Origin of the sequence: uncultured Dysgonomonas sp., from assembly GCF_900079725.1 — a bacterium.
GTDB lineage: Bacteria > Bacteroidota > Bacteroidia > Bacteroidales > Dysgonomonadaceae > Dysgonomonas.
On the sequence record NZ_LT599032.1, the window covers coordinates 3,061,976 to 3,073,709 of the forward strand.

Consider the following 11,734-nt stretch of genomic DNA (forward strand, 5'->3'; position numbering starts at 1 on the left):
TTAAAAGCTAAAGAAACTAATAAACAACATAAAAAAACTTTTGTAAGTTTGTGATTGTAAAAATACATTACTTATATGAATAACTACGGATTTGTCCGCGTTGCGGCAGCCAGCCCTTCGCTAAAGGTTGCTGATTGTGATTATAATACAGACGAGATACTTAAACAAATAAATGAAGCGCAGAGTAAGGGTGTTTCGGTCATTGTATTTCCCGAACTGGGTATCACCGCCTATACTTGCGGCGACCTGTTCCTGCAAAGGCTGCTCCTCGAAGAAGCGGAGAAATCGCTGCAACGGATATGTGATGCTACACGCGACTTGCCGGTGACAGTCATTGTCGGTGCGCCTGTCGAAATATCGGGCAGGCTTTATAATATGGCAGTAGTTGTCGCTGCCGGGTATATTCATGGAGCAGTACCGAAAACTTTCCTTCCCAATTATAATGAGTTTTACGAAAAACGTTGGTTCTCGTCCTCAGAGGAATTGAAAGCGCAGTCGGTATCCCTCTGCGGACAGTGCGTGCCTCTCGGTATTAATTTGATATTCAAGATGTCCGGATTCAGCTTTGCAATAGAAATATGTGAAGACTTGTGGACACCGATTCCTCCATCATGCGCGGCAGCGTTGAGCGGGGCAGAACTTATATTTAACCTGTCGGCCAGTAATGAGACTACAGGTAAGCATGGTTATCGCAAAGCTCTGGTGAGTCAGCAATCGGCTCGTTGCATTGCCGGATATGTGTATGCGGCAGCCGGAGCGGGAGAATCTACTACCGATATTATTTTTGCAGGTAGTAGTCTTATTGCCGAGAACGGATCTTTGCTTGCCGAAGCAGAGCGTTTTTCGTTCGACAGTCAGCTCATAACGGCAGATATAGATGTAGAACGGTTGAGGAATGACAGGCTGAGAAACAAGTCGTTCTCTTTGTCTGAATACAGTGTATTGGATAATATACAATTCGGAGAGATCGACATAGATATGAATAAGGAGGGAAAAGAATTTGCACTTAACCGCTATATTTCTCCGACTCCATTTGTGCCTACGCTGGATGCAACACTCAACGAGCGTTGTGATGAGATCTTCTCTATACAAGTGGGTGGTTTGGCAAAAAGAATGCTCCATGTGAATAGTAAGACTGCTGTGATAGGCGTATCGGGCGGACTCGATTCTACCCTTGCCTTACTGGTATTGGTGAAGACATTTGATAAACTGAACTTGTCCCGCGAAGGTATCTATGGTATCACGATGCCTGGTTTCGGAACTACCGACCGTACTTACACTAATGCCATAAAGCTGATGCAGTCGTTAGGTGTTACTATTAAAGAGATATCGATTAAAGATGCGGTTGTTCAGCATTTCAAAGATATAGAGCATGATGCAGGTGTACATGATATAACGTACGAAAATTCACAGGCGCGGGAACGTACACAGATACTGATGGATTATGCCAATAAGGTGAATGGTTTGGTTATCGGTACAGGCGACCTCTCTGAACTCGCCCTGGGCTGGTGTACTTACAATGGAGACCATATGTCTATGTATGCTGTAAATACAGGTGTTCCGAAAACACTGGTGCGTACTCTGGTATCATGGGTTGCTGAAACACAAATGGATAGAGGTTCGAAAATAATTTTGGAAGATGTGGTGGATACACCTGTCAGTCCCGAATTGCTGCCTGCGGCGGCGGATGGAACAATAGTACAGAAAACAGAAGATGTGGTAGGGCCTTATATTCTGCACGATTTCTTTTTGTATTATGTACTTCGTTTCGGATTTTCACCGGCTAAGATCTATTATCTTGCAAAGCATGCTTTCGAGGGACAGTATGATAATGAAGTGATACTGAAATGGCTCCGGACATTTTTCTGGCGGTTCTTCTCCCAGCAATTTAAACGCTCGTGCCTGCCCGATGGGCCAAAAGTGGGTTCGGTAAACCTATCGCCTCGTGGCGACTGGCGTATGCCGAGCGATGCCGCAGTGACTTTGTGGATGAAGCAGTTGGATACATTGCGTTGATTTGTTCGCGTATTTATGATAAAGACCTTAAAATAAAACTACCATGATTGATTTGAAAAAAGTATTTCCCCGATTGAAGGAAACGTACTCCAATGATGATCCTGTAACATTAGAAATGCAGGACGGCAAAACCATTACACTCACGGAGGAAGATAGTCCGGTAATGAAGCCCTTTGCGCAAAACCTCACTATATCCTATGCTTTGGATATGGGTACACATTACCAGTTTGTACCTAATCGTGATTTGTCTGAAGAACTGACTATAGAGATGTTGCATGAAGCCGCATTAGAGAATATGATAGACGAGATCGCCGATAATATTCAGGCGCACGGTGAACCTGCCGATGTGCTGATGATAACAAACGGAGGTAACTATGAAGCGGCAATGCTGATATGGAATGATATATGGTCGCAAATAGAGTCGGTAGTGGGAGGAGAGCTTTATGTAGCTGTGCCTGCCCGTGATGTACTTTATGTTGCCCCTAAGAGTAATCCGGATGCTATAGAACGCTTGAGCAATCTGATAAAAAGATTGTTTGATGAAGATGAAAATGCGCAGGGACTTATGGTGAGGCATATCTATAAGCGGGGAGAGAGCGGCTGGGAGGTAGTTGCTTCTGCGTAGGATCGGTAAAGGTTTGCCAATGAAGAATATAAGCAAGGTTTACAGGTAATGCAAAATTTTTAATCAAATATTCCATTGAAGATAACACTATTGAAAAAAAATGTATATTTGTAGAAGGAGAACTTCGCATTCTAATTCTAAAAAAAATCACACATGGAACTGGAAAACAGAAATGAAAAGAATAAGGTTGTCATTCTATTGGCACACCCTGACTGGAACGAATCGGAAGCAAATAAAGCCTTGCTGGATGCCGTTTATAACCCTGTCGATGTAGATCTGTACAACTTATATGGCGATAAGGAATATACAGTTACGGATTGGGCGAATATCATGGCCAAAGCATCATTTGTCATTTTTCAATTTCCTTTCTATTGGATGTCTGCGCCCGCCAAACTAAAAGAGTGGCAAGACGAAGTGATGAATTCTTTAGCCAAGACTCCTGCTATTGCGGGTAAACCGTTTATGGTAGTCACTACGACCGGATGGAATCAGGAGGCGTACAGGAGCGGAGGCAAAATAGGTTTTTCCGTCGATGAGCTTTTGCGCCCCTATCAGGCTGGGGCTACATATGCAGGCATGGTATGGAAGACGCCTCTGGTTGTATATGGAATAGGGACGCCTAACTCTGCTAAGAATATTTCCATCGGAGTAGAGCAATATAAGACTATCGTGAATCAATTTATACAGACCTCGCAGGAGATCTGGTGATCTGGATAAGAAAAACGGCTGTTCAATCTGAACAGCCGTTTAGATATAATATATGAATCTTTTATTTCAGGTATTTTTTCAGTGTCGCTGCGGACAATAGGATCAGGGCTTTTGTTTCCGGCGTATCGGCTAATCCGTTGAGCATGCCCCAGTCATGGATCGCACTATTGAACCTTACGGTGGTTACATCCACTCCGGCTTCATCGAGTTTCCGCCCATAGGCTTCACCTTCATCCCTCAGTATATCGTTTTCGGCGACTTCTATGAGGGTAGGTGGCAAGCCTTTAAGTTGTTCTATCGATGCTAATAGCGGTGACATATAGATACTCTTGGCATCTTCAGGTTTTGAGATATACTGCCCTGCCATCCAGTCGAGGAGGGATGTTGTGAGGAACCTCTCTTTACCATACAGTTTGAATGACTCATAATCGGTGCTTGCATCGGTGACAGGCCATAGAAGTATCTGTACTTTGATATGGGGTTCGTTATTCTCTTTAGCCTTGATGGTTGTCACAGTAGCCATGTTTCCTCCGGCACTGTTCCCTACCACAGCCAGTCGTTTTCCGTCTACATTAATTTCATCGCCGTGGGTTGCAACCCACTTTGTTGCAGCATACACTTCGTTGACTGCCTGCGGAAATTTAGCTTCTGGTGATAGTGAATAGTTTACAAAGACGGAAGCGTATCCTGATTCTACCACCAAATCGCGTACCAGGCGCTGGTGTGTCGGATAATCGCCTAATACCCATCCTCCGCCATGAATAAAGATGAACACGGGCAGCTTATCCTTTACTCCCTTTGGACGTACGATGTTCAACTTGATCGTGTATCCGTCGGCTGTGATTGTCTTTTCCGATTCGTCGGTTCCCGACAAGTCTACCTTTACAGAAGCCTGTGCTTGTACCAGTACATTGCGGGCATCGGGTACAGGTAGCGATTCTACTGGCTTGTCGGCAGCATTCAATACTTTAAGAAAAGCTTTGGTTTTCTTACTAAGGTGTGGGTCCTCCAGATAGTTAAGAGGCTTTTTTATATCATTACTCATAGCCAATATAATTAAGGGGTTAATTATGTGAAGTAAACTTTTGTATTCAATTACAACATTTACTTGCGACTATTAGTTTTATGATTCCGCTAAAGAGACGATTTAATTACGTTAATTTAACGGACAGATAATGTGATGTTTATTTATTGTAAATCATTCCTATTTATATAATTATGTGACAGTTGAAATTGTAGTTATCTATATTCAATATCAAGATGCTTAATAGATGACGGATGAGATAAGCTTCAAACGATTATTCTTTCACGCCCTTTGTTGAATGCCCCAGTGTTTTTATTGCTGGTACGAAACTGGCTATTACGCCAATGGCAAGTGTTGCCACCCCTGCTATGATGAACGCATTGAGTAAGCCTATTCTTTCGGCGATGAATCCGGTGGCAAGCAATCCCGGTATAGTTGGTAACAGGCTCACACTGTCATATATGGAAAATACACGACCCAGTGCGGCCGGATCTATTTTAGTTTGCAGGATTACCGTAAAGGAGCTCCAGTATATGGAGCCTGCTATCCCGCTGAGGGCAGTTAGTATGACAAATAAGGCAAAGCCTGATGTAGGCAATATACCCATAGCCCAGTATGTTATACCCAGCCCCATAGCTACAATGTTCATACTTAAAACCTTATTTGCGGTTTTCATAAATTTGAGGCTGAGAACTGCTCCCCCTACCAGCATGCCGATACCCCATGCTGTTTCTACCAGTCCCATCTGGTAGGCATTTCCACCGAAGTAACTCGTTGTCATTAATGGATAAAGAGCGGCGATAGGTACTATAAAGAATGTAATTCCTATTACCGAAACCATAAGATAGGTGATTCCCCTGTTCATGAACAGGTGTCTGATTCCCTCTTTCACTTCCAGCCATACATTAGGTTCGATGTCTTCTTTCTTTTCAGGATTCGGTATTTTGACAAATAGTAATGATGTACAAGCTATTGCCGCACCTAAGACATCAAACATCATTACATAAGTCATGCTGAGGAATGATATAAGTACAGCTCCCAGTGCCGGGCCTGCAATATTGCTGATAGACTGTATCATCTGATTTATCCCCGCAATGCGCATCAATTCGCTTTCGGGAGCCAACAATGGGACGGATGCCTGCATGGCGGGCATATGGAAGGCGCTACCTGCCGAACGTAATGCCAGCAGAAGATAGATGAGCCACAACGGGGTCATTTCCAGATAAAAAAGGACGCCTAATGCTGCCGAACAGAGAGCGACGAAGCTATCTGCTAGTATCATTGTGCGTTTTCTGTCCCAGCGGTCTACATATACCCCTGTGAACAAGCCGAGGATAATAAAAGGGAGCAGCACGGCAATCATGGCAGAGGCCAGGACTTCGGGTGAACCTGTTTTTATACTAAGCCAGAAAACAACTGCGAAGCCTACTATAGAACTGGTCAGTGTAGAGAAAAACTGTCCCGACCATATGATAATGAATGTTCTTTTCCAATTATTCATAAATATATTTGCTCTGATATAAAGAGCTGTGTGTTAAACAAACCGGTGTATATCTGCGATTTGTTGTATATTAAACAAATGTATGTGAAAATGGATTTTGCCTTAATTAAAATTAAGGATTGCGAGGAATGAGGAATCCCTCAGTGATAGAGAATGGTGAAAAGACGTACGAGTCTCATTGTAGTATTTTTTTAGTGTTGCAAAGGTACATTTTTTTCTTGAATGTAAATGTTATTGAGTCAAGATATTAGATATCTAATATAGTTGCATAGACAACAAATATTTGATTATCAGTAAGATAAAGTTGTATTTTTAACGTAGTTTCTTTTGAAACTAATATAATACTCATATCTTTGTCCCCTCATTTAACTAATTTTATTAATAATGAACAAAAAATCTCTACTGATAACCATTTTATCTCTATGTCAGGCCTCTTTTATTTTTGCAGGAGGTATATTGACTAATACCAATCAAAGTGCCCACTTTATCAGAATGGTTGCCCGTGATGCATCACTTCAGATTGATGCTGCATATACAAATCCCGCTGGTTTGGTGAAGCTAAATGACGGATTCCATTTTTCATTTACTAATCAAAGTGCTTTCCAGACCAGAACTATTACTTCTACCTTTGCGCCTTTCGCCGGTTTTGGCGGCAGTGCAACAAAAGAATTTGAAGGTACAGCATCAGCGCCTATCATACCAAGTATACAGGCTGCCTATAAAACAGGTAAATGGGTGCTTTCCGGAAATATCGCGGTTACCGGTGGTGGTGGTAAAGCCACATTTGACAGAGGCCTTCCTTCTTTCGAAGCGCAGCTGGCTGTATTGCCCGGGGCTGTTAATCAGTTGGGAGCCGTAGTGGGGCAGGTAATGCCTGGTGCTACGTTGACTGCGAATCAGTATTCCGTAGATGCATATATGAGAGGCTCGTCATTTATATATGGTGCGCAAATCGGAGGATCTTACGAAATAAACGATATGTTTTCTGCATATGCAGGTTTTCGTCTTAATATTGTGAATAACAAATATGAAGGACATTTGAGGAATATTATGATAAATCCTACATCCAATGTTCCTGCTTTGGGAACAGGTGCGATGGTTTCTGCACCCGAGTATTTTAACGGGCTGGCACAGAATCCTGCCCTTCCGGCACAGTATAAACCAACGCTGGAAGGCCTTGCTGCCAAAACTTCTGATATGTACCTTGAATCTTCCCAGTCGGGTTGGGGAATATCTCCGATATTAGGATTTAACTTCAACTATAAGAATCTGAATATTGGTATGAAGTATGAGTTCAAAACTGCACTTAATGTAGAAAATAAAACAAAACGTGATGATACCGGACAGTTTAAGGATGGGGTAAATACAGCTCATGACATACCTGCGCTATATACAGTAGGGGTTTCGTATCAGATAACACCGAAGCTATTGGCGAGTGTGGGTTATCACCATTTCTTCGATTCGGATGCAGGTATGGCAACAGTTACAAATCCTGCAAATACGTCGGAAAAAATTGAAAAGCAAAACTTTATTAATGGAGGGACAAATGAATATCTTGCCGGTATTGAGTATCAGATAGACCGCATGTTTCTGGTTAGTGCCGGAGGACAAATAACCCGTTATGGTGTAACTGACGGATACCAGACAGACCTGAGCTTCTCTTGTAACTCTTATTCTATTGGTTTAGGTGGAGCGGTTAACGTAGCTAAGAACGTGAAGATTAATGTCGGTTATTTCTGGACTACATACTCTGATTATGAGAAAAATTGGGATAATTATAATTATCTGAATGAAGGCGTCGGTAAGGATGTATTCGCGCGTACCAATAAGGTGTTTGCTGCAGGAGTGGATATTTCATTTTAAGGTAAGACATATATCGAAATAATATATTAATAATATAGGAGCAGGAAGGATTTTGATCTTTCCTGCTTTTTTTATATTGACTATAGCAGATAAATCAACTTAATAAAATAATCGGAACGGAAATGAATTAAAGGGGGATAACTAATTCGCTGAGACTAATAAGTTTATTCATTGGTATTTTCTTATTTTTTTTTGTAATTATTTGTGTATCTTACTGATTATGTCTACATTTGCAACCCGAATAAAGCGTGAAAAGAGGCTTGTTTTGGTGGCAAATATTTGATTGTCATTGAAATAGCTTCTGTTTATTGTATTGTTCGATAAAGTAAAATGTATAATAAAAATTGAATTTAAAGTTCTAAAGATTAAAACAAGATGCCTACGATTCAACAATTAGTAAGAAAAGGACGTACTGTTTTGGTTGAAAAGAGTAAATCCCGTGCATTGGATTCTTGCCCTCAACGCAGAGGTGTTTGTATCCGTGTGTACACAACTACTCCTAAGAAACCTAACTCAGCGATGCGTAAAGTGGCACGTGTGCGCTTAACAAACACAAAAGAGGTGAATGCTTATATTCCTGGAGAAGGACATAACTTGCAGGAGCACTCGATTGTACTTGTTAGAGGTGGCCGTGTGAAAGACCTTCCGGGTGTTCGTTATCACATTGTTCGCGGAACATTGGATACAGCCGGTGTTAACGGTCGTACACAACGTCGCTCTAAGTACGGAGCAAAACGTCCTAAACCGGGAGCAGCGCCAGCTAAAGGTGCACCAGCTAAAGGGGGTAAGAAAAAATAATCCCTTGAGGCAATCCCTTTAACCGAGATTTTTAATTAAGTATTAAAACGGTTTAAGTTTATTGGATAGGCTATACATGGGTTGAGTAAATGGTTCGGCGGAACCGTTGAAGACATCAGAAAATTGGCAACCAAAAACAAAAACAAAATTTTTTAAGTAAACAATGAGAAAGGCAAAACCAAAGAAAAGACAGATCCTCCCGGATCCTGTTTTCGGTGATGTAAAGGTTACAAAGTTTGTTAACCACTTGATGTACGATGGTAAAAAATCGACTGCGTTCGATATTTTCTATACAGCATTAGAAATTGTAAAGAAAAAATTACCAAACGAAGAAAAGTCTGCTCTTGAGATATGGAAAGCAGCATTAGATAATGTAACTCCGCAAGTAGAAGTGAAGTCTCGCCGTGTAGGTGGTGCAACATTTCAGGTTCCTACCGAAATTCGCCCTGACCGCAAAGAATCAATCTGTATGAAAAATCTTATCCTGTATGCTCGCAAGAGAGGTGGAAAGACTATGGCTGATAAATTAGGCGCTGAAATTACAGATGCATTCAATGGCCAAGGAGGCGCATATAAAAGAAAAGAGGATATGCACAAAATGGCTGAGGCTAACCGTGCTTTCGCTCATTTCAGATTTTAACAAAAAGGAAAGAGCTATAAACCGATGGCAAAAATTATCGACAATTTAAGAAATACAAGAAATATAGGCATCATGGCTCACATTGATGCCGGTAAAACCACTACCTCCGAACGTATTTTGTTCTACACAGGTCTTACTCATAAGATTGGTGAGGTGCATGATGGCGCTGCCACTATGGACTGGATGGAGCAAGAACAGGAGCGTGGTATCACCATCACATCTGCTGCTACTACAGCGAGCTGGAAGTATAACAATGAGGTGTTTAAAATCAACCTTATAGATACTCCCGGACACGTTGACTTTACAGTAGAGGTAGAACGTTCACTTCGTATCCTTGACGGAGCTATTGCTGCTTACGATGCCGTAAGTGGGGTGGAGCCTCAATCGGAAACAGTGTGGCGTCAGGCTGACAAATACGATGTGCCTCGTATGTGTTATGTGAACAAGATGGACCGTTCAGGTGCAGACTTTTTTGAAGTAGTTCGCCAGATAAAAGAAATGCTGAACGGAAATCCATGTCCGGTACAGATACCTATCGGTGCAGAAGAAAACTTCAAAGGAATCGTCGACTTAGTGAAAATGAAGGCGATGTACTGGCACGACGAAACTATGGGTGCTGACTACGAACTGGATGAAATTCCGGCAGAGTACTTGGCTGAAGCTCAGGAGTGGAGAGAAAAAATGTTGGAAAAAGCTGCCGAATGTGATGAAACGTTGATGGAGAAATTCTTCGATGATCCTTCTTCTATTACTGAAGATGAAATCCTTGCAGCACTTCGTATCGGAACTCTTTCTATGCAGATCAACCCGATGTTTTGCGGTTCTTCATTTAAGAATAAAGGTGTACAACCATTATTGGACGGCGTATGTAAATTCCTTCCTAGCCCTATCGATACATTAGCTATCGAAGGTACAGACCCTAGAAACGGAAATACAATCGTACGTCACCCTAGTCCGGACGAACCTATGTGTGCCTTAGCATTTAAGATCGCTACTGACCCGTTTGTAGGCCGTTTGTGCTTCTTCCGTGTATACTCGGGAGAGTTAGCTGCCGGTTCTTATGTATATAATACCCGTTCTGAGAAAAAAGAACGTATTTCACGTCTGTTCCAGATGCACTCAAACAAACAAAATCCTAAGGATGTAATTGGTTGTGGTGATATAGGCGCAGGTGTAGGGTTTAAAGATATCCGTACAGGTGATACATTGTGTGATGAAAATAACCCGATTGTTCTGGAGTCTATGGACTTCCCAGAGCCGGTTATCGGAATCGCAATCGAACCTATCACTCAAAAGGATGTGGATAAGCTTTCTAATGGTCTAGCTAAACTATCAGAAGAAGATCCGACATTCCGTGTACATACCGATGAAGACTCAGGTCAGACAATCATCGAAGGTATGGGTGAGCTTCACCTGGAAATCATCATTGACCGTCTGAAACGTGAGTTCAAGGTAGAATGTAACCAGGGACGCCCTCAGGTATCTTATAAAGAAGCAATCTCTCAGACAGTAGAACTTCGCGAAGTTTATAAGAAACAATCCGGAGGTCGTGGTAAGTTTGCCGATATCATTGTTAAAGTTGGTCCTACAGATGCAGGCTTCGAAGGTGAACTACAATTCATCGATGAAGTGAAGGGTGGTAACGTTCCTAAAGAATTTATCCCTTCTGTACAAAAAGGTTTCCTTGCAGCTATGAAGAATGGTGTACTTGCCGGATATGCTCTTGATAAACTGAAAGTAGTCCTTGTAGACGGTTCATACCACACAGTGGACTCTGACCAGTTGTCATTCGAACTTTGTGCTAAGTTTGCATTCAAGAATGCTTGTGAAAAAGCAGCTCCGGTATTACAAGAGCCTATTATGAAACTGGAGGTTGTAACTCCGGAAGAAAGTATGGGTGATGTGATTTCCGACTTGAACAAGCGCCGCGGACAAGTAGAAGGTATGGAATCGAGCCGTTCGGGTGCACGTATCGTGAAAGCGAAAGTGCCTTTGGCAGAAATGTTTGGTTATGTAACATCATTGAGAACAATTACATCAGGTAGAGCAACATCAGCAATGACATTCTCTCACTACGAAGTAGTATCTCCTTCGATTGCACGCCAGGTATTGACCGATGTTAAAGGACGTGTCGATCTGATTAAATAATAAAATGCAGACTGCGATTAGTAAATGACTCTTAATCGCAGTCTGAATCTATTTTATATAATAAATTTTTGAATAACTAATTAAAAACAGACAATGAGTCAAAAAATTAGAATTAAACTAAAATCTTACGATTACATGCTGGTAGATAAATCTGCCGAGAAAATCGTTAAAACAGTAAAAGCAACAGGTGCAGTAGTAAGCGGTCCAATTCCGTTACCAACTCACAAACGTATATTTACTGTGAACCGTTCAACTTTCGTTAACAAGAAGTCTCGCGAGCAATTCGAACTGTCTTCTTATAAAAGACTGATCGACATCTACAGCTCAACAGCTAAAACAGTAGATGCGCTAATGAAACTTGAGTTGCCAAGTGGCGTTGAAGTTGAAATCAAAGTTTGATGAATTTTTATA

10 protein-coding genes are annotated in these 11,734 nt (G+C 41.7%); 8 read left to right on the forward strand and 2 right to left on the reverse strand.

The genetic code is table 11. The annotated features are described in order from the left end of the window. Positions 1–75 precede the first annotated feature (75 nt). The 3 genes from QZL88_RS12785 to QZL88_RS12795 all read left to right on the forward strand — a co-directional run bounded on the left by QZL88_RS12785 (position 76) and on the right by QZL88_RS12795 (position 3,349). Positions 76–2,016 (forward strand): NAD(+) synthase, encoded by a 1,941-nt coding sequence (locus tag QZL88_RS12785; protein ID WP_296941718.1) that lies wholly within the window; start codon positions 76–78, stop codon positions 2,014–2,016. Positions 2,017–2,059: 43 nt separating this feature from the next. Further along, positions 2,060–2,641: a DUF1444 family protein gene (locus tag QZL88_RS12790; protein ID WP_296941720.1), complete on the forward strand. Its 582-nt coding sequence runs from the start codon at positions 2,060–2,062 to the stop codon at positions 2,639–2,641. A gap of 153 nt (positions 2,642–2,794) precedes the next feature. Further along, positions 2,795–3,349, forward strand: a complete 555-nt coding sequence (locus QZL88_RS12795) for an NAD(P)H-dependent oxidoreductase (protein ID WP_006800269.1) — start codon at positions 2,795–2,797, stop codon at positions 3,347–3,349. A gap of 61 nt (positions 3,350–3,410) precedes the next feature. On the opposite strand, the gene QZL88_RS12800 is transcribed toward QZL88_RS12795, so the two are convergent. Together QZL88_RS12800 and QZL88_RS12805 are read right to left on the reverse strand one after the other, a co-directional pair. Next, positions 3,411–4,394: an alpha/beta hydrolase gene (locus tag QZL88_RS12800; protein ID WP_296941723.1), complete on the reverse strand. Its 984-nt coding sequence runs from the start codon at positions 4,392–4,394 to the stop codon at positions 3,411–3,413. 253 nt (positions 4,395–4,647) lie between these two features. Further along, a complete protein-coding gene (locus tag QZL88_RS12805; RefSeq protein ID WP_296941725.1) occupies positions 4,648–5,874 on the reverse strand; it encodes an MFS transporter in 1,227 nt (408 codons plus the stop codon). A 384-nt stretch (positions 5,875–6,258) separates the two neighbouring features. Between QZL88_RS12805 and QZL88_RS12810 the strand changes: the two genes are divergently transcribed. From QZL88_RS12810 to rpsJ, 5 genes are all read left to right on the forward strand, one after another. After that, the gene (locus QZL88_RS12810) at positions 6,259–7,737 is read left to right on the forward strand and encodes an aromatic hydrocarbon degradation protein (protein WP_296941726.1); all 1,479 of its coding nucleotides are present in this window, start codon (positions 6,259–6,261) and stop codon (positions 7,735–7,737) included. Positions 7,738–8,112: 375 nt separating this feature from the next. Continuing rightward, entirely contained in the window at positions 8,113–8,535 is a 423-nt protein-coding gene (rpsL, locus tag QZL88_RS12815; protein ID WP_006800265.1) for a 30S ribosomal protein S12, read from the forward strand. 163 nt (positions 8,536–8,698) lie between these two features. Next, entirely contained in the window at positions 8,699–9,175 is a 477-nt protein-coding gene (gene rpsG, locus QZL88_RS12820; RefSeq protein ID WP_006800264.1) for a 30S ribosomal protein S7, read from the forward strand. Positions 9,176–9,199: 24 nt separating this feature from the next. Next, on the forward strand, positions 9,200–11,323 hold the full coding sequence (gene fusA / locus QZL88_RS12825; RefSeq protein WP_296941727.1) for an elongation factor G: 2,124 nt from the start codon (positions 9,200–9,202) through the stop codon (positions 11,321–11,323). A gap of 93 nt (positions 11,324–11,416) precedes the next feature. Next, positions 11,417–11,722 (forward strand): 30S ribosomal protein S10, encoded by a 306-nt coding sequence (gene rpsJ / locus QZL88_RS12830; protein ID WP_006800262.1) that lies wholly within the window; start codon positions 11,417–11,419, stop codon positions 11,720–11,722. Positions 11,723–11,734 lie beyond the last annotated feature (12 nt).

What these genes read in the sequence shown, in the direction of transcription:
- QZL88_RS12805 (WP_296941725.1), bottom strand. Translation starts at nt 5,874, where the DNA reads ATGAATAATTGGAAAAGAACATTCATTATCATATGGTCGGGACAGTTT.
- QZL88_RS12795 (WP_006800269.1), top strand. Translation starts at nt 2,795, where the DNA reads ATGGAACTGGAAAACAGAAATGAAAAGAATAAGGTTGTCATTCTATTG.
- rpsG (WP_006800264.1), top strand. Translation starts at nt 8,699, where the DNA reads ATGAGAAAGGCAAAACCAAAGAAAAGACAGATCCTCCCGGATCCTGTT.
- QZL88_RS12810 (WP_296941726.1), top strand. Translation starts at nt 6,259, where the DNA reads ATGAACAAAAAATCTCTACTGATAACCATTTTATCTCTATGTCAGGCC.
- rpsJ (WP_006800262.1), top strand. Translation starts at nt 11,417, where the DNA reads ATGAGTCAAAAAATTAGAATTAAACTAAAATCTTACGATTACATGCTG.
- fusA (WP_296941727.1), top strand. Translation starts at nt 9,200, where the DNA reads ATGGCAAAAATTATCGACAATTTAAGAAATACAAGAAATATAGGCATC.
- rpsL (WP_006800265.1), top strand. Translation starts at nt 8,113, where the DNA reads ATGCCTACGATTCAACAATTAGTAAGAAAAGGACGTACTGTTTTGGTT.
- QZL88_RS12790 (WP_296941720.1), top strand. Translation starts at nt 2,060, where the DNA reads ATGATTGATTTGAAAAAAGTATTTCCCCGATTGAAGGAAACGTACTCC.
- QZL88_RS12785 (WP_296941718.1), top strand. Translation starts at nt 76, where the DNA reads ATGAATAACTACGGATTTGTCCGCGTTGCGGCAGCCAGCCCTTCGCTA.
- QZL88_RS12800 (WP_296941723.1), bottom strand. Translation starts at nt 4,394, where the DNA reads ATGAGTAATGATATAAAAAAGCCTCTTAACTATCTGGAGGACCCACAC.